Origin of the sequence: Methanosarcina sp. UBA5 (assembly GCF_002505485.1) — an archaeon.
Lineage (GTDB): Archaea > Halobacteriota > Methanosarcinia > Methanosarcinales > Methanosarcinaceae > Methanosarcina.
In genome coordinates, this window is sequence record NZ_DAVG01000037.1 from 14485 (window position 1) to 38890 (window position 24406).

21 protein-coding genes are annotated in these 24406 nt (G+C 39.8%); 14 read left to right on the plus strand and 7 right to left on the minus strand.

Going from position 1 to position 24406, the window contains the following annotated elements; all coding sequences use genetic code 11:
* Positions 1 to 543: 543 nt before the first annotated feature.
* A complete protein-coding gene (locus BP621_RS03600) occupies positions 544 to 1353 on the plus strand; it encodes a sugar phosphate isomerase/epimerase family protein (RefSeq protein ID WP_292388005.1) in 810 nt (269 codons plus the stop codon).
* Between the two features lie 57 nt (positions 1354 to 1410).
* Here BP621_RS03600 and BP621_RS03605 read toward each other — a convergent pair whose 3' ends face one another.
* A complete protein-coding gene (locus tag BP621_RS03605; RefSeq protein ID WP_292388006.1) occupies positions 1411 to 3333 on the minus strand; it encodes a sodium:solute symporter family protein in 1923 nt (640 codons plus the stop codon).
* A 328-nt stretch (positions 3334 to 3661) separates the two neighbouring features.
* Between BP621_RS03605 and BP621_RS03610 the strand changes: the two genes are divergently transcribed.
* Positions 3662 to 3961 (plus strand): hypothetical protein, encoded by a 300-nt coding sequence (locus BP621_RS03610; protein WP_292388007.1) that lies wholly within the window; start codon positions 3662 to 3664, stop codon positions 3959 to 3961.
* A gap of 226 nt (positions 3962 to 4187) precedes the next feature.
* Positions 4188 to 4775: a TOBE domain-containing protein gene (locus BP621_RS03615; RefSeq protein ID WP_292388008.1), complete on the plus strand. Its 588-nt coding sequence runs from the start codon at positions 4188 to 4190 to the stop codon at positions 4773 to 4775.
* Between the two features lie 250 nt (positions 4776 to 5025).
* Here the strand turns inward: BP621_RS03615 and BP621_RS03620 are convergent, their stop codons facing one another.
* The 4 genes from BP621_RS03620 to BP621_RS03635 form a co-directional block, all read right to left on the minus strand.
* Entirely contained in the window at positions 5026 to 5463 is a 438-nt protein-coding gene (locus BP621_RS03620; protein ID WP_292388009.1) for a universal stress protein, read from the minus strand.
* 121 nt (positions 5464 to 5584) lie between these two features.
* Positions 5585 to 6637 carry a COG1361 S-layer family protein gene (locus BP621_RS03625; protein WP_292388010.1) on the minus strand — a complete coding sequence of 351 codons (1053 nt, stop codon included), beginning with the start codon at positions 6635 to 6637 and terminating at the stop codon, positions 5585 to 5587.
* Positions 6630 to 7778 carry a COG1361 S-layer family protein gene (locus BP621_RS03630; protein ID WP_292388011.1) on the minus strand — a complete coding sequence of 383 codons (1149 nt, stop codon included), beginning with the start codon at positions 7776 to 7778 and terminating at the stop codon, positions 6630 to 6632. Before BP621_RS03630 ends, BP621_RS03625 begins: the two co-directional genes overlap by 8 nt.
* A complete protein-coding gene (locus BP621_RS03635; RefSeq protein ID WP_394339280.1) occupies positions 7778 to 10045 on the minus strand; it encodes a hydrophobe/amphiphile efflux-3 (HAE3) family transporter in 2268 nt (755 codons plus the stop codon). Before BP621_RS03635 ends, BP621_RS03630 begins: the two co-directional genes overlap by 1 nt.
* 433 nt (positions 10046 to 10478) lie before the next feature.
* Between BP621_RS03635 and BP621_RS03640 the strand changes: the two genes are divergently transcribed.
* The 3 genes from BP621_RS03640 (at position 10479) to BP621_RS03650 (ending at position 12567) form a co-directional block, all read left to right on the plus strand.
* Positions 10479 to 11249, plus strand: coding sequence for a TrmB family transcriptional regulator (locus tag BP621_RS03640; RefSeq protein ID WP_292388012.1), 771 nt, complete (start codon positions 10479 to 10481; stop codon positions 11247 to 11249).
* 271 nt (positions 11250 to 11520) lie between these two features.
* Positions 11521 to 12183: an MBL fold metallo-hydrolase gene (locus tag BP621_RS03645; protein ID WP_292388013.1), complete on the plus strand. Its 663-nt coding sequence runs from the start codon at positions 11521 to 11523 to the stop codon at positions 12181 to 12183.
* A 60-nt stretch (positions 12184 to 12243) separates the two neighbouring features.
* Positions 12244 to 12567 (plus strand): ribonuclease P protein component 4, encoded by a 324-nt coding sequence (locus tag BP621_RS03650; protein ID WP_292388023.1) that lies wholly within the window; start codon positions 12244 to 12246, stop codon positions 12565 to 12567.
* Between the two features lie 147 nt (positions 12568 to 12714).
* On the opposite strand, the gene BP621_RS03655 is transcribed toward BP621_RS03650, so the two are convergent.
* Positions 12715 to 13020, minus strand: coding sequence for a signal recognition particle protein Srp19 (locus tag BP621_RS03655; RefSeq protein ID WP_292388024.1), 306 nt, complete (start codon positions 13018 to 13020; stop codon positions 12715 to 12717).
* Between the two features lie 164 nt (positions 13021 to 13184).
* Here BP621_RS03655 and BP621_RS03660 point away from each other — a divergent pair, with 164 nt between their 5' ends.
* The 7 genes from BP621_RS03660 to BP621_RS03690 all read left to right on the plus strand — a co-directional run bounded on the left by BP621_RS03660 (position 13185) and on the right by BP621_RS03690 (position 22721).
* A complete protein-coding gene (locus BP621_RS03660) occupies positions 13185 to 13430 on the plus strand; it encodes a hypothetical protein (protein ID WP_292388014.1) in 246 nt (81 codons plus the stop codon).
* 750 nt (positions 13431 to 14180) lie between these two features.
* On the plus strand, positions 14181 to 16934 hold the full coding sequence (locus tag BP621_RS03665) for a DEAD/DEAH box helicase family protein (RefSeq protein WP_292388015.1): 2754 nt from the start codon (positions 14181 to 14183) through the stop codon (positions 16932 to 16934).
* A 254-nt stretch (positions 16935 to 17188) separates the two neighbouring features.
* Entirely contained in the window at positions 17189 to 17362 is a 174-nt protein-coding gene (locus tag BP621_RS03670; protein WP_292388016.1) for a hypothetical protein, read from the plus strand.
* 441 nt (positions 17363 to 17803) lie between these two features.
* Positions 17804 to 19264 (plus strand): restriction endonuclease subunit S, encoded by a 1461-nt coding sequence (locus BP621_RS03675; RefSeq protein ID WP_292388017.1) that lies wholly within the window; start codon positions 17804 to 17806, stop codon positions 19262 to 19264.
* Between the two features lie 56 nt (positions 19265 to 19320).
* On the plus strand, positions 19321 to 20817 hold the full coding sequence (locus BP621_RS03680) for an HsdM family class I SAM-dependent methyltransferase (RefSeq protein ID WP_292388018.1): 1497 nt from the start codon (positions 19321 to 19323) through the stop codon (positions 20815 to 20817).
* A 258-nt stretch (positions 20818 to 21075) separates the two neighbouring features.
* Positions 21076 to 21933, plus strand: a complete 858-nt coding sequence (locus BP621_RS03685; protein WP_292388025.1) for a DUF5803 family protein — start codon at positions 21076 to 21078, stop codon at positions 21931 to 21933.
* Between the two features lie 173 nt (positions 21934 to 22106).
* Positions 22107 to 22721, plus strand: a complete 615-nt coding sequence (locus tag BP621_RS03690; protein WP_292388019.1) for a type IV pilin — start codon at positions 22107 to 22109, stop codon at positions 22719 to 22721.
* A gap of 1181 nt (positions 22722 to 23902) precedes the next feature.
* Here BP621_RS03690 and BP621_RS03695 read toward each other — a convergent pair.
* A complete protein-coding gene (locus BP621_RS03695) occupies positions 23903 to 24058 on the minus strand; it encodes a hypothetical protein (RefSeq protein WP_292388020.1) in 156 nt (51 codons plus the stop codon).
* A 137-nt stretch (positions 24059 to 24195) separates the two neighbouring features.
* On the opposite strand from BP621_RS03695, the gene BP621_RS03700 reads away from it, so the two are divergent.
* Positions 24196 to 24406 (plus strand): hypothetical protein (locus BP621_RS03700; protein ID WP_292388021.1); only part of this gene is annotated, 211 nt, incomplete at its 3' end.

The window sequence follows — 24406 nt, forward strand, 5'->3', positions numbered from 1 at the left end:
TATATATATAAATAAAAAAATTTAACTCCATCCAATATAATATAAAGATTCCGATTCTAACTAATGAATTTTTTTAATTGATTTTAAAAATATAATTATTGGTTTTATAAATAAGAGCCCTTCCGTTGTGGTTTTTAGATCATTAATTATTATAAATAATAGATTGTATTAACTTTTTCGTTTATTCAAGGAACAAAAAAGATATGTTTTTGGTATTATTTCAGACAAATTAATTAATACTGTACGCATTTTAAGTAAAAATATATTTATCCCACAAAGCTATATATTTATTTTAGAGAATATTTATGAATAAAATTTAACTGTGCCCCGGAGAACATTTATTTATATATAAATATGTTGGCTAATTTTAGCTAATTTACCAGATTAATAACATGAAACTGTTTGGTTGCAATATGAGAGGGGAACTTTCTGTATATTTTGAACTTCAGATTAAAATAGATTAATTATTTTAGCATATTTAGCAAATTTAATATTTAGAGAAGTTAGAAAAAGATTTTTATATTTAACTTCCTTGCATAATATGTGATTTTAGGGGCTTCATCCTTTACCGGCTCACCTAGAGATTTACATGGGTCTGTTGAGTATATAGAACTATATATTCCTAAACTTGGGGTTTATAATGGTTTAACACTTGAAACGAAGAAGCTCGACAGAGTGCTTGATGAAATTTCGATCTATGATTTCGCAGCCACAGTTCACGCGCCTTACTTTGCGGAAGATTCCAAATATCCCCCAGCTCTCCAGGTTGACACTGCGCAAATGGGAGAGAGGGAATTTACCCTTCTGGAAGAATCAATCACGCTTGCAAACCGGATCGGAGCTCATGTTGTGGTATTACACCCGGGCAGAGTTGGATCTAATAGGGAAAAATCTTATTTATCTATGGTCAATAACTTCAACAAGCTTGCGTCCGTGGCTGAAGATTATGGAGTTACTTTGGGCCTTGAAAACAAGGAAGGCACAGATCCCTCGAATTTTTGCTGTGAGGCCAAGGAGCTTTCCAAGACTATAGAAGCTGTGAATTCCGAACACCTGAAAGCCACCTTTGATATAGGACATGCAAACCTTACCTGCGGAGGCGATCCTGAAAAACTCAGGGAATTTGTCCGAACCTTGAAGGAGCATATTATCCATCTTCATCTTCATGATAATAGTGGGCAATGGACAGAAAAATACGATGGGGACGCGCACATGGCTCCTGGAGAAGGTTGCGCTGATTTTTCAGTCCTGAAATTGCTTTCTGGATACAAAGGCATCTATAATTTTGAGGTATTCTCTCTCGAAGATCTTCTTTTTGGAAAAAAGACCCTTGAGAGCGCCTTCAAGCTTTAACATTTGCTTAAATCTGAAAAAAGAGAAATAGCTGGGTTCTGGTAAGAACCTCAACTTTTACTTAAAAAAGTCCAGACTTATGTTCTTCTGGCCAAGTACTTTTTTTAACTCCTCGTAGGCTGTGAAAAGTTCTCTCTTTTGTCTTCCCACGGTTTCAAGGGTAGGCTCGGCCTTGAGCCAGATATCCCGATCTCCGCTACCTCTTGTTATCGCAACACAGGAAAGCATATCTCCATGAGTCAATCTGTATACAGAATCAATCCCTGTAGGAGTTATCCAGGCAGGATAGCTGATTTTAAGCCGTTCTGTTATTTCATGCCAGTTGAGATTTCCAGAAGCTCGGAGATTGAGCTGAAGATGAGCACGTTCTCCGGTAATTTTTTCATCAACATTCTCGAGAAAAGCACTGTACGACTTATCTGCTTCACCGACTCCCTTTGCTTCGTAACGAGCAAGCTTTTCGGCTTCCTCTTTGAAAAAGGGTGCAAGATTGATCTTGCTCGAAGGTTTTGTCATAAAGGACACTCCAAAGAAAACAATTGCACTCACGGTCATTCCTACAATTACTCCGTGGGCTGTGAGGATCGGGTGGATTGTCTCAAGATAATTGGTACCCATAGGTGGTGTTTTTATAAGATCCACAGCCACAAGAGCCACCTGAACTAAGAATCCCACGATCATTCCTGCAAAAGCTCCTTCTTTAGTAGCCCGTTTCCAATATAAACCTCCCATTAAGGGGAAGAAGTAGGATGAGCTTGCAATGAAGGTTGCAATTTGAATAGCATCGATAATGTTTGGAATTACAAATGAACCTGCTGTTGCCGCAAGTATGATAGCGATGACACTGATTCTGTTTACCGCGAGCATTTCTTTCATTGTAGCATCAGGCTTTATGTATCTCTGGAAAATATCCCTGGAGACACAGGAGGCTCCTGAAGTTGAAAAAGTATCTGTACAGGACATGGAAGCTGCAGCAAGCCCGATTGCACTTAAGGCTATTATCACAGGGGCAGAGGCGAAACGTGTATTGACAAAATTCAGGAGTGCAGGTTCTGCCAGACCCATGCCTGCAGGAAAACCCATCTTTGCTATTTCAGGATATACGGAATTGAGAGCTATTGCAATTACAGCGCAGGCTGCGAAGACTACAGTAATCATGAGAGCGCCGACTATCATTCCACGACTGGCGGATTTTGCATCTCTTGCAGCCCAGACTTTTTGCCAGGGGTCCTGCTCAGTAATCCAGCCAGGAATTAAAGCAAAGCTAAGGATCATTATAAGAGGAAGACCGACTGAAAAGGGATTCCACCAGCTTCCAGGCACATTTCCAAAAAGCTGGGAAGTGCTTATTGCAGTAGTATTAAGTCCTCCGTCAGCTACTGTTCCTACTGATGCAAAAGCCATTCCCACTGCGAAGAGTGCAAGGAAGGCAAACTGGACAACATCTGTCCAGATTACTGCAGAAAGTCCTCCCAGGGTTACGTAGAGAGAGACTGAAATCGCAATGATGGCTGCAGCATAAATGGGATCAAGGCCATAAAATACCTGCAACACTAGAGAAAGCCCTGTAATGTCCGCTACTGAAAAAAGAGTCATTACAACAGTAATAATCACGGCAATTGGCAATCTTATTGCACTACCGTAACGTTGTTCTAGAAGCTCGGGTTGTGTGATTGCAGGCAGGCTTTTAATCTTCCTTACAAGCACAGCAATAACAAGGAGAGCAAGGATATTAGGAGCCACAAATTCCCATATAGAACCCATTCCTCCGAGCATAAAATATCCGACAACCGCAAGAATTCCTCCGGCTGTCAACCATGAAGCTGCCGCCGAAAAACCGATTGCTGTGGGCCCTATCATGCGGCCAGCAAGCCAGAAATCGGTAATGGATTTCTGTCTACTGTTAAAATACCAGCTAATAGCCACAAGTATGGCTATATAGACTGTAAGCATTACAAGGAAAACACTATAACCATTCATAAATAAACCTTCAGAGATATTAGTAATGTGTATAAACCAACTCATTTTATCGAATTTTTGATATATTATTCAACTTTTAAATATATGACTTTATATATATGCTCATCGTATCGACATATAAGTAAATAAACATTTACTTTCACTATAATATTTAGTTAACTTATTACAGTCATATAGGCACTTTTTTATACATTTAGACAAGCTAGCTTGAATTAAAGCTATTTGTATTTTTCTTATTTTTATTATACTTTCATTTTAAAATAAGCTCAGGATACTTTTGTAATTTCCATCATTTTTTCAGGATATAAGGACAAATAAAAAATTGACTGTGCTGCATACTACCCATGACCAGACCGAAGCGCGGATAATGGCTGACAGGATCGCGATAATAATGGACGGAAAGTTATGCAGTAGGGTTCCGGAAGAAATTTTCGAAAAGCCGATTGACAGTCAGGTAGCCAGCTTCGTAGGGTTTGAAAATGTGCTAAATGGCAAGGTTATTTCTGCAGACCGCGGACTCATAAGGATTGAATTCGGGGAGATAATTATTGACGCTTCAGGGGATATTGAGGTGAGAAGCCAGGTACATGCCTTCCTGAGGCCTGAGAACATAGTTCTGAGAACATAGTTATAAGTAAGACTTCCGCACAATCCAGCATCAGAAACTCTCTACAGGGCAGGGTTACTGAAGTCTGGATGCTGGGAACTCTTGTTCGGTTGGAAGTTGATTGCGGCGTCTTCCTTAACATCGTAACCCGGCAATCGGCAGAGAAAATGGATCCTTCCTGAAGTTCCGGTCTGCACCCGGTTCAAGGCAAGTTCTGTCCATGTTCTCCGGTAAAAGGTGAAAATTTGTGAAAGCAAGAACAAAGGTCTGGTTTACGGAAGACGGAAGGACCGTCATGGGTGCTGGAAGAGCTGATTTACTGAGGACAATCGAAAAAGAGCACTCGCTTCGGAAAGCCTGTAAGGAACTTGGGATTTCATATAAACACGCCTGGATGATGCTTAAAAAAATGAATGAGGCTCTAGGCGAACCTGCAATTATTACAGTACGCGGGGGAAAAAACCAGGGGACTTTCCTGACCGACCTGGGAAGAAAGCTGCTGGCCGAGTATGAGACAAATAAGCAGATTATCAATGAAACCATAGGGGATGAAACAGCCTGGGAAAACGTAAGCTTCAAGTTATCAGCCAGAAACCAGCTACCTGGTAAAGTGCTTGAAGTGGAAAAAAACGGGCTTGTATCTAAAATTACAATTGAAATGGAACCTTCAATTATGACCTCAGTAGTCACTGAAGAAGCTGTAGAAAAATTAGATATAAAACCCGGAGACAGGATTTACGCGGTCATCAAATCGACCGAGGTAATGGTTGCAAAAATTGTCGGTGAAAAAGTACCTACAAAAATCGATTTAAAGGAGACAAATCGCTCCGACTGAGAATTATAATCCCAATTTGACAAAAGCATACATTTTCTAATGCATAGGCGGAAGTTATATTTCTCTATCCTTGTTGCAATTTATAATTTTATAGTATGTTTTTGAATTTTTGGCATATTCCGTTTTTTCAAAGATTTTATGCCGGTGCAATGAATATTTTTGGTATTCAGTTTATACCTTTTAGACCCGAATTCTGATTTCTTTCTTTTCTCAAATGTTTCCAGGTAACAGAAAATTTCAGCCTTATTCTTCACCCCCGGACAACCAGGACTGGAACTTTTGAGTTTCTTACTACTTTCTCTGCAACGCTTCCCATTAGAAACCTATCGAGCCCTGTTTTACCAAGGGTACCCATTACTATCAGGTCAATGTCATTATTCTCGGCAAAATCGATAATCTCATTACTTGGGTGCCCTTCTAAAAGGATCTCTTTTACCTCTACACCTGAGGCTTCTCCGCACTCTTTCACTTTAAAAGTTGCCTCTTCCCCATCTTTCTTAAGGATTTCATATAATGATTCTTTGCCGGCAGTCCAACTTTGAGAAAGAGAAAATGTATCTATTACATGAAGACCATAAACCCTGGCTCCGCTGAGTTTTGCAATCTCAATGCCGTAAGAAATAGCTCGCTGACTATTCTCAGATCCGTCTGTCGCGATCACTATATTCCGGTAAAACTCGCTTGTCATATTTTGTTCTCCATTGGCTTTATGTATCAACTATAATGTGGTAGAAAAGATTAATTCAATTATCTCCCAAAAAAGGTTGTAGCCTTTAAAAAAGACTACATTCAAATTTTCGTACTTGAGTTCAATCCTGTTTCTTCTTTCTTAACATGATAAAGCAGGCAGCAAGAGCCACGAATGAAATACCTGCTCCAAATTCAAATCCTGGAAGCTTACTTTTTTCAGGCAAGACTTGAGTGTCGATTTTAACACTATCAGAAACCTGGTCATGCCCTTCAGTGTCCTCATAGAGAAGTTCACTGTCTAAAGAATATGGTTTCGGCGTTGCAGTACTGTCTACAGCCATGTCAAAAGCTGCAACTGCACTATCTCCAGGTTTCAAGGTGCCGAGGAATGCCTGATCATCGGTTGTGCTGAATGGATCGCTGGCACTTACTCTTACAGTTGCATCCTTTGCAGGTTCTTCACCTGTATTTTTATAGGTAACATACAGCATACCACCTTTATCGGGGTAAAGGTCACCTGTTACATTTGTGGCCTCAAAGTAAGGTTCTTTTTTGACCGTGACCATTATTGCCTGGTTCTGCGTTTTATTCTCATACCAAACGCCTACACCCTGGTTAGTTACAAGCCCTGTAGCAGGATCATACTCATCTCCACTAACCTGAGTATTATTCTGATATTTATATGAAAGCTGCAAGTTCAAAGGATATGTGCCTGCAGGGGCGTTTTTACTAATTTCGAGTGTGAATTGTGTTGGAGATTGGCTTTGTTTTCCTTGCTGAAGGGTGCCTGCTTCCTGAGGACCTGATTTTACCTTTATATTCGGGTTGTCGGATGTAAGAGTTGCAAGAATACCAACAGCTGTCACGGTCTGTGATTCATATTTCATTTCCGACTGCTGGAGCACTGTATCAACTTGAGTGTTAGCATCTTTTTCGGATTTGAAGCCCTCAACTACTCCTTTGTTCATAAGGCCCATATTCAGGGTAACAGTATCTCCCCTAGAGTACTCATTATCTCCAATTGGAGTGGCTTCTAAACTTGGCCCTCCGTACACGGTATAGAAATTGTTGCCGAAATCAAAATTTTTAGGTAACTCTGCCTGTACAGGCATTGTTGCAAGCAATAACATAAGAAGAGTTGCAATCGCAGAGATACTTCTTATTTTAATCATTCTCATCACCTGACTCATTTTTACTGTAATTTTTCCTGTTCCGGAGCACCTTCATAATCTGGTAGATAAGGACAAGAGCTAGTAATAAACCAATTATCATAGTTGTGCTGAATTTAGATTCTGATTTTTCAATTGGCATTTCAACTTTCATATTTTCGGAAAACTTGGTTTTTCCGTCATCGTCAATGTACTTCACTTCACTGTCAACACTGTAATTCTTCACCACCGCGTCGGATTCAGCTGAGATATTGAATGACGCTGTCTGGCTTTCACCAGGGCCGATTGTTCCGAGTCTGACAGTCGACTTGCTGGTGCTGAGTGGTTTCATGACAGTAATCTTGGCCTGAGCATCTTGGGCTGAAGTTTCCCCACGATTTGTATAAGTAACATTAATCAAACCTGTTGAACCCTGCTTCAGACTGCCCGAGATCTTACTTACTTCAAACTTTGACTCTTTTTTAATGGATATGTGGAGAGGAAGGGCAATATTTTTTGTAGAGTATTGCTGTGTGAATGCTGCAGTATCAGAGGCTAGTCCGATATCTACAGCGTTTGAAGTAACCGTTCGGACATTGTTTTGGTATTGATAAGTTACCGGAAGCTTCAGTTCATACTCTCCTGCAGGGGTGTTGTCATCAATGCGTATCGTGAACTTGATAGGCTGTATATATCCAGTTTTAAGTTCATTTACTATCTGGGGAGTTGTTGTGGATTCGACATGGACGTTATCAGATTCCGAGATCAGGTTTGCTTTTATGCCTTTGGCTGTTGTGCAATTTTGTTCTGCACTCATCTCGGCAAGAGCAATTAATTCTTCTTTGGAATCCGGAATAAGGCTCTGGTTTACATTCAGCCGTTTCATGCCCTCAATCGTGCCTTTATTTGCTAGTATTATCTGAATGTCCGCAACTTCTCCCCTTTCGAATTCTGGATCTCCTCTCACAGAGGCTTCAATGGTTGGCTCTCCATAGCTTCTATAATAGTCCACGGAGTACCCATTGTCCGGAATCAGGAACTCTCCGGTACTGGCACTTCCAAGAACCGGAGATACAGTAGTTATTGAGAGGACTGAAAGGAGAACTGCAATTGAAACAAATGTTGTTACTAATTTCTCTGGTATGTAATTCTGGGGTTTATTCATTAGAGATCAGCCCCCTGGATCTTATTTTCTTTTCTATCTAACACCCGTGTTCCTCTTTTCTTTTCCCTCCATGAGTCAAGTACTATGATAAGGGGCGGGAATACCGTGAAGGTTGCAACGAGGACAAGCAGGATATCAATAACTGTCACCATTCCAAAGTTGCTGGTTATAGGAAACGGAGACGCAATCAAAGCTGCAAACCCGAAAACAACTGTGGCTCCCGAGGCAATAAGGGCAGCCCCAATGCTTGCCGCTGTCTTATGTATAGCGTCAAGAGGGCTGGCTCCGTTATCCTTTTCTTCAAAGTATCTTTCCATCATGAGGATTGAGTATTCACATCCGATTCCAAGAATCAGCGCACCTAGAGTTGCGGTCATGGGAGTATAGTCAATCTTCAGGTAAGTCATTACTAGTCCGGACCAGCCAGTTACCATAAACATTGGGATAATCGGAACAAGGGCTTTTAACCAGTCTCTGTAAACAACTAAAAGACCTCCAAGTACCAGGAAAAGTCCGATGTAAGTCATTTTAGTTCTTCCACTTGTAAGAGCGTCTATAACCTGAGTGTAGACCACAGAACTTCCAGTGATGGTTATTGCAGTACCCGGAGGAGCCTGCATCCATTGAATATCCTGTTTTACATTATTTATCAAATCTTGAATTCCGGTCATCCCAATCTCTTTCTGGGCATTACCAATATTGAGATTTAAAAGAATCATATTTTTGCCGTAAATGTATTGGGATTTCTGGGATTCCGGAATTTGTGCATAAACAGCTTCAATTTCACTACGGCTATCCGGAATTGTGCCACCGTTATATTGCTTTACAAGAGTTACAATACTTGAAGCACTGTCGATATGATTTCTTTGAGTCTCATGCTCACTGAATTCGTCTACCCATTTTAGAATGTTAGGATCCGCATTATCGTTAACTTTTATAATAAGATTAAGTGTATCGGTTCCACCCATGATATCCTTTAGATGATACAGGTTGAGAAGAGCAGGCATGTCTTGAGGAACAAAAGCCTGAGTATCAGTCTGGATGCCCACTGACTCATCGGCATAGAGACCTCCAATGCAGAGTAAAGTTGCAATTCCGATGACAATTACATTGTACTTTAGTGTAAAATCGGTAAGTTTCCGGAGGAGATCTCCTATTAACCGGGGTTTTGGCTTCTTGGGAGAAATGTTTTCAACTTTTGTTTCTTTCTTCCGCAGTCTCTTTTCCGAGATATTGTCAAAGAGAGAAACGGTTATTACGCCAACAAAAAGAGCTGAAAGGTAGCACATTATTATGCCGATCGTGAGAAGTTTCCCAAAATCCTGAATCATTGGAACTGTAGATGTAAATAAGGAAACGAAACCAAGACCAGTCATAGTAAGAGCTATAAGGACTGCAGGCCCAGTATGTTTTACCGTTGTTATGATAGCTTTAGATTTATTTCCTTCTTTACGCAACTCTTCTTCAATCCTATTATGGAACTGAATTGCGTAATCGATTCCAAGACCTATCAATACCGGAAAAGCTGACATTGAAACCATAGACAGCGGAATTCCCAGAAAGCCCATGGCTCCGAAAGTGTATATAATACCGAGGAAAACAATGGGTAAAGGCAGCCATCTCCAGCGGACATGTCCAAAGACTATGAACAGCACGATGAGCATAAACAAGCCAGCAAGCCCAAGCAAGGGCCCCATACTTGAAGTCATTTGAGTGTTCATCGCGATCATGAAGGCAGGATCGCCTGTCACTATGACATTGTATCCAGGAGGGAAATTAGCAAGTTTGACATCATCTTGTGCAGCCTTCAAAACCTCTTTTTTCTTATCATCTGTTACAGATCCACTCATTCCTACAGAAACTACCGTGTGTGTATTGTCAGGAATCAATTGTCCGAATATACTCGGATATCCGTCAATAATTTTCTTGACTTCTGCATCTGTATCCGGTATCCGAGACCTACCTGTCATTTGATAGTTTACTTTCTTAATGTAATCAGCAGGACTTGTTGTCGTTTCAACTCCTTCAGTAGAGTTAAGCTGATGTTCAAGCCGATCTATAGCTTGCATTACCTCTGCAGATCTTACGTCATTTCCTTCCACTATCACTACGATAGATTGAGTTTGAAATAATTTCTGATAAAGGTGATCATAGTCCTGGTATAATAAGGAATCTTTACTGACAAAGGTATCTGTCCCTGATTTCATAGTGATTTTCTGTGCACCCTGGGCTGATAACAAGATGAGAAGGAAAAAGACCACTAGTATGGTCAAGCGGTTATTCTGGATGAATACCCCTAGTTTTTCAAAAGCGTTCTTAATGGCAAATTCCTCTCATTATATTTTTGAGAATATTTTTAAAATACGTGAACTTGTAGTGGTCACTGTACAAAATTTTTAGTAATATTAATCCTTATTTTAAACCCCTCTAATAATGTAAAGCTCATTTTTTAATCATATGACTCAATTACTGAATTGAGATCTTTGACTTATATTTGGGGAATTTATGATTTCATTTGTAGAGTTCATTATATACCAGTCATTGTTAAGTAGAATTTCACTTTTCATAGACATTCTTAAGTTGTTTTAGTATCTGAAATCTGTAAAACAAATGTACTGAGTCATTTAATCAGTCTGAGATCTACAGGATCATAGAATAGACAGAAAAGATTTAAATCTATTGTTACATTAGGGGTAACAGATGTTTTCGCAAATTAATCCTCAGTTAATTCAAAACCTTATAAAGCTTGGGCTAACCGAAAATGAAGCAAAGGCATATGTGGGACTTGTCAGTTTAGGAGAAGCTACAGCTCGCGAAATTCATGAGCTTACAAATGTGCCGAGAGCCAAAATCTATGAAATTCTTAAAGTGCTTGCAAAAAAAGGCTATCTGGAAGTGAGACAAGGGTCTCCAACTTATTTCCGAGCAGTTGATCCTAAGAAGGTAATCGGAGAGATAAAAGATGAATTTTTAAACTGCGCAATCGAGGCACTTGGCCAGTTCAATGAACTGAGTTATGAACTTCCAAAGACTTCTCCTGTATGGTACATCCAGAGTGACTGGGGAATAAAGAACCGGATCCGTGAAATCATGGCTAGGGTTAGAGAAGAATTGATTATTTTTTCTTCCAGCCCTGAATTTCTGAAGGAGTTTGAGCCGGAGATAAAAAAACTAGAGAAAACTTGCAATCTAACTCTTATCGTTGATGAAGTGGATAGGTTCAGGTCACTTCCTTTTGAGTTCAAAGAAACCAATAAAGAGTTTACGGATTTCATGAATAACATTGTAATTGATGGCATCCAGTATAAAGAAGAATTTTTTATGATTGCCGATGGGAAGGAATCAATAGGGGTTCACAGTGCAGGGAACAAAAGAGAAGCAGTGATAATCAAACTGCCTATTGTCTCTTATATGCAGAAGATGATCTATGAAAGGGTGCTTGAGCCAAGTTTTGTCAAAAAAGACAGCTAACCAGCTTATCAGCCAGAATTTCCCAATCTTTCTCAAAACCTCTTAATGCTACTGTGGGTGTTAGTTTAAAGCAGGAGTTTGCTAACTTATTAAAGATTATTTCTCTCTTTAAAAATGGAATAAACTCTGTCGGGCACCATTAATATAATCGGAAAATAATCTTTTTATAAATTTAATCGGAAAATAATCCTTCTATAAATATAATCGTGATATAATCTATCTCTAAGGTTTTCCTCACTAAATTCAGTTACGGAATCCACAGGTGTATGAAATGAAAAGCGTAAAGATTGGAAGCGTTACTATTGAGTGGTTGGGCCACTCTGGCTTTTTACTTGAGGGGGATGAAAAGAAGATTTATATCGACCCTTATGACCTCAGCGAAGAGCCGGCTTTTGAAGATAAAGCCGATATCCTGTTGATCACTCATGAGCATTTTGACCACTGCAGCCCTGACGATATCCGAAAGGTTCGGCGGTCGGATTCAACCACCTTAATCCCTGAAAACATATCCCTGCAATTCAAGGGGGACGCAAGGCGGATTGCTGAAGGAGATGTGCTGGCCGATGGGCTTGAAATAAAGGGAACCCGAATTGAAGTAGTTCCGGCTTATAACCTCGATAAATCCTATCATCCCCGTGGATTGGGAGTGGGGTATATAGTGGAACTTGGAGGAATCCGGATCTATCATGCAGGAGACTGCGATTTTTTCCCTGAGATGAAAAATATTAGGGCCGATGTCGCCCTTTTGCCCATAGGGGGTACATACACAATGGATGAAGAGGAGGCGGCAAGTGCGGCTGCAGCTATTTCCCCAAGAGACGTAATTCCAATGCATTACGGGAAACCAGACATAACAGATGGAGATCCCGAAAAGTTTAAAGCCCTTGTACACGGCAAGAACCCTGAGATCAATGTGATTATTCTTGATTCCTGATTTTGATTTTTAAAGAGCTTAAAATCAAGGTCTGGGACGAAAATGCAGGATCGGTCTACCATGTCCAGAATAGCAAGAAAACAGCAGAAAAACCTGATTCAGGTAATCGCAATCCAGCGCATGTGGCGGCTTTTTGAGCTTGCAAAAAGCGAGCATGCAGAACATCCTGACCGCAGCGAGCGTTACGTGCAGCTCATCAGGAACATCTCTATGAGAAATAGGATGAGTATTCCAAGAGAGATAAAAAGCAGAATCTGTAGACACTGCTATGCTTTTCTCGTGCCCGGAAAAAATGCCCGTTACAGGCTGAAGGAAGGATATATACTTATTTCTTGCCAGCGCTGCGGAAAAGAAATGAGATATCCGTATAAAAAACTAAAATAAAAACTAGCTGAGCTTAGGAGAGCTACCTGAAGCCCAGGAAAAGGAATTTTCAGGTATCTGGAGCTTTTTAAATGCCTCGGGAGTTATAAGTCCTCTATTTTCAATTAACTATTCCCTATTAACTCCTATTGGAAAGCGATATTAACTTTAAGTTTTGGCAGAACTCTCCGGGCCTCGCATCTTCTTTATGGCTAAAGCTATCTGTTTTGCAAGAACGGTTTTCGGACCATTATCATCCACGAGCACTCTCCCGCTTACTTCCCACCAGGACTTGGGATAGGCTTTTTCAGGCTCTACTTCGGGATTCAGGCCAAGTTGTCGGGCTGCTTCTTTTATCTCATTTAGCTGCGGTTCCTTTATCGCATTTTTTCTGGAGATTATTCTGCCGCTGCTCCTTGACTTTGTCTGGTCGAGATATACCGGCCAGATTACAAGTTTTCCCCTATCTCTCATCATCATGGTTATCTTCGTCCTAGATTGCTCTCATGAAATTTAAAACTGCCCCGGAGAACCTCTACAGACCAGGACTTTTTTCCTGTTTATGAGAATTTTTATTATATTGAAACTATAACCTGTAATTATTTATCTTTCCCGGACAAGTTCTGCATGGTGTTAATATGATTCCGTCGTTTACAATTGATGAAAAGGTAAGAGCTTATATAAGAAAGAGCGGGCAGGACTTCAGGCTCTGTACCTCCCCTAAGGGACCTGTGCTTCTTCCAATCGGTACAGTCGAGTCCAAACCTTCAGACCTTAAAATCCTAATTGGTAGCAATGTTCTTTATGTTTCCAAGCTTCAAGCAAAGTATATAAAGAAAATCGAGTGGCCTATGGTGGAAAGATTCCTGAATCAACAAAGTTAATTGTTGGCATATTCAAATTTCCAGAGCTTGAAACTTAGCAATATATTTATGTAGAAAAGTCAGAACAAGTCGCTAGGCTCAGTCCCGTTTCAAGCTCTAATGATTTGTTAGCATAAGATTATGCATCTTTGACACATTCCAGTAAAGTGAGTGACTTTTAATTCCTATGTCACATTGAATTACTAGGTTGCATTGGCCGTAAGGCCAAAGAAATGATAATTTCGCCTGAGAATCACGCACAGGGCTTCTAAATTTTTGTTCAAAGCATCTTTAATCTGTTCTAATGGACCCTGCTCAAGAGTTATAATTTTTAAAAATAGTTTATAAAGAGAGTTTATTATCGTTTTATAGCCCATTGTTCATAAGGTTGCCTTAGCATTTAAAGCTTCGAATGTAAGGCCGGAACCTAAAAACTTGCTACCTTCATTAGCAAAAGACCGAGCTATTTTTAAGGCGTTTTAAAGCGCTTCAAAGTTAATTTAATGTTAACCCCCTGGACTGTTCTAAAGACTCAATCATGAGGCTGAAAATATGCCAAATTTTTTGTTACTGGTTCTATCTCTCCCAGTCCTCAACTCTTCTTCTGCACTTTGTGATCAGAGAAATAATTCACGCAAGTTTCCAAAATATTGGGATACTGTACATAAATTAGAAACATTTATCGGTACAAATCACATTCAAAGAAAATACCGATTTTAGCATTCCAATCAAGAAAATGAAGAAGATATTAATCTCAAAGGGTAAAAATATATGAATAATAACCAAAATCCGGAGCAGAAAGCCAGAAATGATATAGATAGGAAATTAAATGGTTCTGGCTGGATAGTGCAGGAAAAGAGCAGAATCGATTGGAGTGCTTCCAGGGGAATTGCTATTAAGGAATATTTAACTGATGTAGGACCTGCGGATTATGTATTATTTGTTGATAAAAAGCCCTTTGGGATTATTGAAGCAAAAAAGGACGAAGAAGGTCACCGATTAACCGTTGTTGAGGAACAATCATCAGGGTATGCTACAAGCAAGCTAAAATACCTTAACAATGACCCATTGCCTTTTGTGTACGAGAGTACCGGAGAACTTACCCGCTTTACAGACTTCCGCGATCCAAAACCAAGGTCAAGACCTATTTTTTCTTTTTACAGCCCTGGAACTTTTGAGGAATATCTTAAAAAGAGACCTTTGAGAGAAAGGTTACTGAATCTTCCTGAATTGAAGACAGACGGCCTGCGAGACTGCCAGATCACAGCTATTTCAAATCTTGAAAAATCCTTTAAGGACAATCGCCCAAGGGCTCTAATTCAGATGGCAACAGGTTCGGGAAAAACCTATACTGCTATAACTTTTATCTACCGGTTACTGAAGTTTGCGGATGCAAAAAAGGTGCTGTTCCTTGTTGATACCAAGAATCTTGGTGAGCAGGCCGAACAGGAATTCAAAGCTTATACTCCCAATGACGATAACCGTAAGTTTACCGAGCTTTATAATGTGCAGCGCTTGCGTTCCAGTTATATTACATCGGATAGTCAGGTATGCATTTCCACAATCCAGCGGCTTTACTCTATTCTGAAGGGTGAGGAGCTGGACGAGAAAATTGAAGAAGAAAACCCCGCCGAGAGAGGCTGGCAGCCAAAGGAGCCGCTTCCTGTAGTTTATAATGAGAAAGTTCCCATTGAGACATTTGATTTTGTAGTAATAGACGAGTGCCACCGTTCAATATATAACCTGTGGCAGCAGGTGCTGGATTATTTTGATGCTTTTTTGATAGGGCTGACAGCAACGCCGGATAACCGTACTTTTGGGTTTTTCAATGAAAATGTGGTGAGTGAATACAGCCATGAAGATGCAGTGGCAGACGGCGTGAATGTAGGTTATGAAGTGTATACTATCGAAACTGAGATCAGCAAAAATGGGGGAATAATACCTGCTCAGGAATTTGTGGATAGACGGGAGAAACTCACCCGCAAAAAACGCTGGGAACAATTGGACGAAAATTTTACTTATACTGCTAAAAATCTGGACAGAGATGTGGTAAATCTCAACCAGATAAGACGTGTGATAAGAACATTCAAGGAAAAGCTACCTGAGATCTTCCCTGGTAGAACGGAAGTTCCAAAAACCCTTATTTTTGCCAAAAACGACAGCCATGCCGATGATATTATCAATATTGTGCGAGAAGAGTTTGGAGAAGGCAATGCGTTTTGCAAGAAAATCACTTACAAAACGGAAGAAGATCCAAAATCAATATTATCAGAGCTTCGCAACGGCCCCCGTCTCAGAATAGCAGTTACAGTAGACATGATTGCCACTGGCACGGATGTTAAGCCGCTAGAATGTCTTTTGTTTATGAGGGACGTAAAGAGCAAGAATTATTTTGAGCAGATGATAGGGCGAGGTACAAGAACTCTGGGTTATGATGATCTAATAAAAGTAACAAAATCGGCTGTTTCGGCCAAGACTCATTTTGTGATTGTGGACGCTGTTGGCGTTACAAATACTTTGAAAACCGACAGTCGGCCTTTGGAACGCAAGAAAAGTACACCGCTGAAAGATCTGCTGGCAGCAGTAACTTTTGGGGCTCAGGACGAAGACCTTTATGTTTCTCTGGCTAATCGGCTTGCAAGACTGGATAGGCAGATAAACGAGGTTGAAAGAGCCACTTTTGCGGAGAAAGCGAATGGAAAAACGATCAATCAGACCATTAAAGATCTGCTAAATGCTTATAATCCTGATATTATCGATTTCAAAGCTTCTGAGATTAAACAAAGCCAGCCGGAGATTTCAGAAGCTGATGCAAGGAAAAAGGCACAGGAGAACCTGATTGATGTCGCAAGATCGACTTTTTCCGGCAAGTTGAACGAGTATATTGAAAATGTCCGTAGAGTCCATGAACAGATTATTGATACCGTGAACACGGACACGGTTCTCAGAGCCGAATGGGACAAAGACGCTGTGGTTAGGGCAGATGAGCTGGTCAATGATTTTAAGGCGTATTTGGAAGCTAATAAGGACGAGCTTACAGCTCTTAGTATTTTTTATAACCAGCCCTACAGACGCAGGGAAGTTACTTTTGCGATGATAAAAGAAGTGATAGAAAAACTGAGGCTGGAAAAATCCCACTTCGCTCCCTTGAGAATCTGGCAGGCTTACGAGCGACTGGAAAAGGTGAAAGGGAATTCCCCGAAAAACGAACTGACGGCTCTAGTTTCCCTGATCCGCAGGATAACCGAGATCGACCCTGTGCTGACAGCTTACGACCATATCGTGAACAGGAATTTCCAGAACTGGGTATTTAAAAAGCAAGCCGGAACCCTGAAATTTAATGAAGATCAGATGAACTGGCTCCGTATGATTAAAGATTATGTTGCAACCAGCGTCCATCTGGAAATCGACGACCTTGATTACACCCCCTTTGATGCCCTTGGCGGGCGCGGCAAAATGTACCAGCTTTTCGGGGACGAAATGAATATGGTTATTAGTGAATTGAATGAGGCTTTGGCGGCGTGAATATGAAAATTAATAGTTGTTGGATGAAAGGTTAGGTGATATCCATTCCCGCAAACTGGACAAATGCTCGTCCTGACACTTTGCATCTTTCAAGCTAAGCTTATAACTTACTCATCCAATCCCGCCAAAATGTACAGATGCTACACAGATTCTAATTGTTGAGTTGTTGCTAGTAAATTGGGTTATTCAAATCACATAATAAAAATAAATGGATAACTTCATCGCTTATATATTCAAAGTGGTCCATGTTTTATATGGTGGTACATATAGATGGAGAAACTCACTCGGAATTAGCGATCATTTTCTGGGAGAATCGGGATAAAACCAGACTAAAAAAAGAAGAGCTGCATAGGAAGCTTCTAGAACTCAAAAATGAGTGTTCCAGGATAGAAAAGGAAATTAAAGAGCTGGAAAGCAAGAAGGTATAACCAGATCACTATAGAAACACTCCTTTTTGTCAGTGACCTGTTTCTCGGGGAAGTGAGTTTTGATGGAGAGGAGACAGGCAGTCAGGGTAAGAGTCATAGGCAATACTGAAGTCAGTCTATCTTTTTTGAACTGTTTAAACTTAATTACACACTTGTGCCCATTAAATTATTGAGTGAAGATCTCACAATGAATACTATTTTGCTATATCTTCGAGATGTTTTTCATTTTGTCTTTTCTTAGTAAATATCTATATGCTGTGTATAGTTTAAATTTTGATTACATCCCTGAAAGACACAAGTAGACAATTATTTAATCAACTGACATCTTAAAAGTACTTCAAAATTGATAATGGAAGGTTTGGAGAAAACTGTGGGAAACTGTGTGAAAAAGTTGAAGGAATAGTTTAAATACAGAATATATGAGGCTCTGGCGGCGTAAAAATGGAAGAAAGAGTTAATTGTAAATTAGGAGATCTTTTTGAGTTTGAATATGGAAAAGGTCTACCCAAAAAACAAAGAAACGAGACAGGTAGCTATCCTGTTTACGGTTCAAATGGAATTGTTGGTTTTCATGACGAGTATTTAATTGAAGGTCCTGCCATCATCATTGGAAGAAAGGGAGCTGCCGGAGAAGTAGCGTTTGAAGAAAAGAATCTCTGGCCCATTGATACTACTTATTTCGTAAAAGTTCCTCAATATTTGGATTTTATATTTTCATTTTTTTTATTGAAATCCCTTGTCCTAAGTCAACTTGATAAATCAACAGCAATCCCAGGATTAAATAGAAATGATGCTTACAATTTGAACATAAATCTTCCACCACTTTCCGAACAACGCGCCATAGTCTCCAAAATCGAGCAACTCTTCAGCGAACTGGACAACGGAGTTTCTAATCTCAAACTGGCACATGAACAACTCAAAGTTTATCGGCAGGCGGTGCTGAAGAAAGCTTTTGAGGGGGAGCTTACGAAAAAATGGCGGGAGGAAAATCCTGAAATTGAAGATTCAAAATATGTTTTGAATAAAATTAAAAATCAAATATCTACTCAAAATAAGACTAAAAAAATTCAAAATTTCCAATATGGAGAAGTACCATATGAGTTACCATTTAAGTGGAACTGGGTATCTCTAAGCGATGTATCAATATCAATTACAGATGGAGATCATCAAGCTCCCCCTAAAGCCAATTCAGGTGTTCCTTTTATTGTGATCTCAAATATAAGTTCAGGAAAACTAGACATGTCTGAAACGATGTATGTTCCTGAAAAATATTACGAGAATCTTGCAGCAAAAAGAAAACCACAACCAAGAGATATTTTATATTCGGTAACGGGTTCGTATGGCATACCTATATTAATCTCAGAAAATTATAGATTCTGTTTTCAGCGTCATATTGCTCTCATTCGCCCTCATATGGAAATTTCCTCTAAGTATGTATATTATATTTTGAAATCTCCTTTTGTATATAAACAAGCAACAAAAGTTGCTACAGGCACTGCTCAATTAACTGTGCCACTTTCAGGTCTTCGAACAATAAAAGTTCCTCTTCCCCCAACCGCCGAACAACAAGCCATCGTTCAGGAAATAGAAACCCGCCTTTCAGTCTGCAATAAGATAGAGCAGGATATTGAAACGAATCTGGAAAAAGCCGAAGCACTGCGGCAGAGTATTTTGAAAAAAGCGTTTGAGGGGAAGTTGCTTAATGAAAAAGAGCTGGCAGAGGTTCGAGGAGAAGAAGATTGGGAGCCGGCTGAGGCCCTGTTAGAGAGGATAAAGGCTGAAAAATCAGGAAATGGGAAGAAAGTGAAACAGGAAACTGGAAAAGTGAAAAGCATTATTCAGGACGACAAAGAATTAGTCCAACAAGCTACTTTGCAAGCTTTCGAGCAAATTGACAAGTAAACGTTAATAATCAAATTTTAAAGCAAAATATTACTCTTATTTCAAGGATTCAAACCATGTCTGAAAATACCTCATCCATCGTTTCCAAAGTCTGGAGCTTCTGCAACGTCCTGCGGGACGGAGGAGTGAGCTATGGCGATTATCTGGAACAGTTGACCTATCTCATATTTCTGAAAATGGCTGAAGAATTCAGTAAGCCTCCGTATAGCAGAAATATCGGCATCCCTGAAGAATATACCTGGGACAAACTGAAACAGCAGCGCGGAGCCGAACTCGATACTCGCTACAGGGAACTGCTGGAAGAACTTGGAAAAAAACCAGGGATGCTCGGGCAGATTTTCCTCAAAGCCCAGAACAAGGTCAGCGATCCTGCAATGCTGTATAAGATCATTGATATGATCGACAACGAAAGCTGGGTCATGATGGGTGTGGATACAAAAGGCGAAATCTACGAAGGGCTCCTGCAGAAGAATGCCGAGGATACAAAAAGCGGAGCCGGCCAGTATTTCACCCCAAGGCCGCTGATTAAGGTCATGGTTCAGTGCCTCCAGCCCGAGCCCCTGAAAACAATCGGAGATCCCTGCTGCGGCACAGGCGGGTTCTTTTTAGCAGCTTATGATTTCCTTACCTCAAATTACCGGCTGGACCGGGAGCAGAGCCGCTTCCTGAAAAACAAAACATTTGGCGGGAACGAAATCGTTGCCGGAACCCGGCGGCTTGCCCTGATGAACATGTTCCTGCACAACATAGGGGAAATCGACGGAGAGCCCATGATCTCAAATTCCGATGCTCTCATAGCCGATCCGGGCTACCGTTACGATTACATCCTCACAAACCCGCCCTTTGGAAAAAAGAGCAGCATGACCTTCACCAACGAAGAAGGCGAGCAGGAAAAAGAAGATCTCACTTATAACCGTCAGGACTTCTGGACAACCACAAGCAACAAGCAGCTAAACTTTTTACAGCACATCCATACTATCCTTAAAACCGGTGGGCAGGCAGCAGTTGTATTGCCTGACAATGTCCTGTTCGAAGGCGGGGCAGGCGAGACTATCCGCAAAAAGCTTCTCGAAACCACCGACCTGCACACAATTCTTCGGCTGCCGACAGGTATCTTTTATGCAAACGGTGTAAAGGCAAACGTGCTCTTCTTTGAAGCAAAACCCGCATCAAAAGAATCCTGGACAAAAGAAGTATGGATCTACGATTACCGCACAAATGTGCACCACACATTGAAAAAGAACCCGATGAAATATTCGGATCTGGAAGACTTTATTAAATGCTACAACCCCGAAAATCGCCACAGCCGTAAAGAAACCTGGAGTGAAGAATCTCCCGAAGGTAGGTTCCGGAAATTTAGCTATGATGAAATTGTAGCAAGGGATAAAACGAATCTGGACATTTTCTGGCTCAAAGACGAGAGCCTGGCTGATCTGGACAACCTTCCAGACCCTGATATTCTTGCAAATGAAATAATAGAAAATATGGAAGCTTCCTTAGCGAGTTTTAAGGAAATTATGGCTACTATTAATGGCGAAAGTGAAGAGAATTAAAAAATAAATTCTGAATCCTTCCAGAGAGTTCGATATCTGAATTTTGTTACCTGACTGGCTTACTCCTTTTATTTGAGAAAGTAAGCTTTTTGTCATACTTCTTAGAGATGTCTACCCGTGTTATTTATTAAGAAGAGGGAGCATAAGGTAATGTTAACCTGTTCTAGACCCTGTACAGGCTTTACCTCGAAAGCAAGGGGAATCGCCGCAGACTGAAAAGAGACCGCTTCAAGCTCAAGGGAGAATTTATTTGTGAAAATGAGAACGAAAATCGTGTTTATGTTCCTTGCCCTGCTGGTGGTCTTGGTATCGGGCTGTATGGAGCAAAAAAAGGAAATTGTCATAGATAAGCCTGGTAATATTTCTAACTATGAATTTGAGATTTTTCAGAATGAGTCGAGCAATCAAACGCTTGCAAATACCACTACTTACTACCTGCTGCAAAACGATACAAAAGTACAGGTTGTCAATATGGTAGTAAATACCAGCAAGCTTGAGATCTATCCTCCCGACATCCTGGATGGTGGTTCAGAGAAAAGTCCTATTCAAAATTTCGTACAGCTTGTGAACCCGGCAAACGAGACCACAGCGAACCCGCAAACGTTTGAAGAGCTTTCGAGCAAAAACGGAACTTCGGCTATTAATTGTACCCTAACTCAGGAAGTTACTCAGGGCATGAAAGTTATAAACCTGGAGTTTAAGGAGCCTGTTACAGGTTTTGTCGCGTATACGCTCGAGACTTCAGGAGATCAGAGCTTTGCATTTGTTAAACCCGATTCCGAATTCATTCGCGTGGTACTTCCAGAAGGATATGTTACCGGCAACAGGGTATTCGGGATAGCAAGGCCTGAGCCTTCGAGTGTAACCTATGATGAAAAAGGAAGGCAAACTCTCCTGTGGATTTCCTCGAAGATGGGAGACAGGGAAGAGACTATTCAGGTGAAATACTATACCCAGTCAGCCCCCTTGTTATTCTCAACCGCAATTATAGCCCTGCTCTTTGGAGTTGGCCTTGTACTTTTACATTATGCAAGAAGTAAAAAGAAACTTGAGGCTGTTAGAGGAATTCTCGATCTCGAAAAAGAATATGAGAGGAAACAGCGAAAAAGGAAATGATTCTGTGAGGAGATTTTTCCTCCAGATTTCATTCCAGATAGCAACTCTTTTTGAAGTTAATAAATTATTTATGATAGTTTGCCCGTATTTCCTTATTGATGAAAGTCTGGGGAAAAATCCGGAATAAATATTTTTTTTCATTTAAATTAGCATCAGAAGCCGTAACTCCTATTATGGGTTCTCTTCTTATGTTAATGGTTCTGGTCGCACTTGCAGGTGTGGTTGCTATCAATTTTTACAATATTGCCGGGGACGGAGCAAGCACTCACCCGCTTATGGCAAAGATTTCACTTGAATCATGCGAGGGAGGACTGTTTAATGATGGACCCCAAAATAAGAGAGCCACGCTTGAGAATAACACAATTGTGCTTTTGCACGAAGGAGGCAGTTCTCTTCCTGTTGACGCTATTTCCATAAAGATCTCAGGATATGGGAACTCTTATCATGGCATTGCTGATGGAAATGGGACAAAGATTGTAGGAAACGCAGAGATCTTTTATGAGAACCTGAGCCTGACAGGAAAAAATCCCACATACTATCTTGTTAATAATAAAGCTACTCTTGAAGACGGCTCATGGAATGTAGGAGAAAGGCTTGTCCTCTGCGGGAAGGATAGTGCAGTAGGGGCCACAAAATCCAGCGTAAAAGTTAGTGTGGACGGGGACAGTGACACCTCCGATAATTACGGCTTCAAGGTAGGTTCCGAAATTATCATTAAAGTTGTTGACACTAAAAGTAGCAATGTTATTGCTGAACAGAGAGCTATTGTAAAACATTATGAGGGCTAATTTATATGACTCTACCCAGCTAAAGAATCTCTTTATTGCATTTTTTCCTTTTAGATTCTTCATGATCTACCTTTATTGACCTTTCTCTCTTCTTTTTCTTCTGATTTCTTTTATTTATTGGTATAGTAGACTTTATTAATGACATACAAAGTACTATTCAACAATTTTCGCAAATCTTCACGTGCCTTCATGTATGTGGGTTATTTGAAGGAAAAATAGGGCTCTATGAAATTCCATAGAAAGCCATCGATTCCACGGAATGATATAGTTCTATATTTATAATTTATATAGAACATTAGTTTAGTAGGTTCATAAAGTAGTTTTCCTACAATACTATTGGATTATCTGGCCTGGTCTCTGACCTGTCCTTCATACTACAGGTAATAATTGGATTTTTAGTAGATTGACCTGATTTTATGAAAGCCGTTTCTGAACTTTAGTATTCAGGTTATAGGAATTTCCGGGTTACTGCCGATAACCGTAATATTTAGTGTCAAAGAAACACTTGCTTTTTTCAACTCAAAAGGAAAATGAAGGATTAAATAGAGAAATTAGAAGAAAAAATCATGATAAGAGCATATAATAGAATTATAATAGTTAAATAAAGATTATTTTTATCAGATAGATAATTTTAAGCTTTTATGTTCAAAATAATCAATTAATTTATAATTAAAGTTAAAAATAGTAGCCATTATAGAATTATTTAGAGAAAACATACGGAATAAAAGTTATTAATTGGAAAATAAGAGCTAAATATAACTGTTTTTAAGATATAAGCCATTAATGATCCCTAATAAGTATTAAATATAAAATTATTATATTTTTTTGAGATTAAATATCAAATAAAGTGTGTTTAAAAAAACAATTTCTATAAAGCTTTACATATACAAGTATAATTATATTTTATTTAGCCGATTTAGGAGGTTGTTGACACAGAGTCAACGGGACTAAGTTGATCAAAATAGGATTTATGCAGTTGAACTAACAAAAGTTGTTGGTGGCTATATCTGCTTTTTCACTTCAACTGCATAGTCCTAAACTGATCAATAAAAAAATTTTGATAAAACCAGATTTCAACTGATTTATATATTTTATATAAACCACCAGCTGAAAAATTAGAATTTATCGAAATTTACAGAGGCTAAAAAATGATGCAAAGAATAAAAAAGGTATTAGCAATTTTACTCGCAGTCTGTTTTCTGGCTACGGTGACAGCTGGAGCAGTAAGTGCACATGCAGATGATAATGGACACTACATAGTACATGAAGATCATCATAAACAAATCCATAAACCAGTACCCCCACCAGTCCATAAACAAGTTCACAAGTCGGTTCACAAACCAGTCCCCCAACCCGTTCACAAACCAGTAATCAAATCTGCACCAAAGATCAGGCCATAACCTATCTTGAATTGCAGAGGCGATAAAAACCTCGATATGTATTAGAATTTATCGAAATTTACAGAGGCTAAAAAATGTTGCAAAGAATGAAAAAGGTATTAGCAATTCTACTCGCAGTCTGTTTTATGGCTACGGTGACAGCTGGAGCAGTAAGTGCACATGCAGATAACAATGGAAACTATGTGGTGCATGAAGATCATAATAAACAAGTTAGCAAGAAAATAATCAAACCATTACAGAAACCAATTCAGAAGAAGGTAGTTAAACCAGTCAAGAAACCAGTTC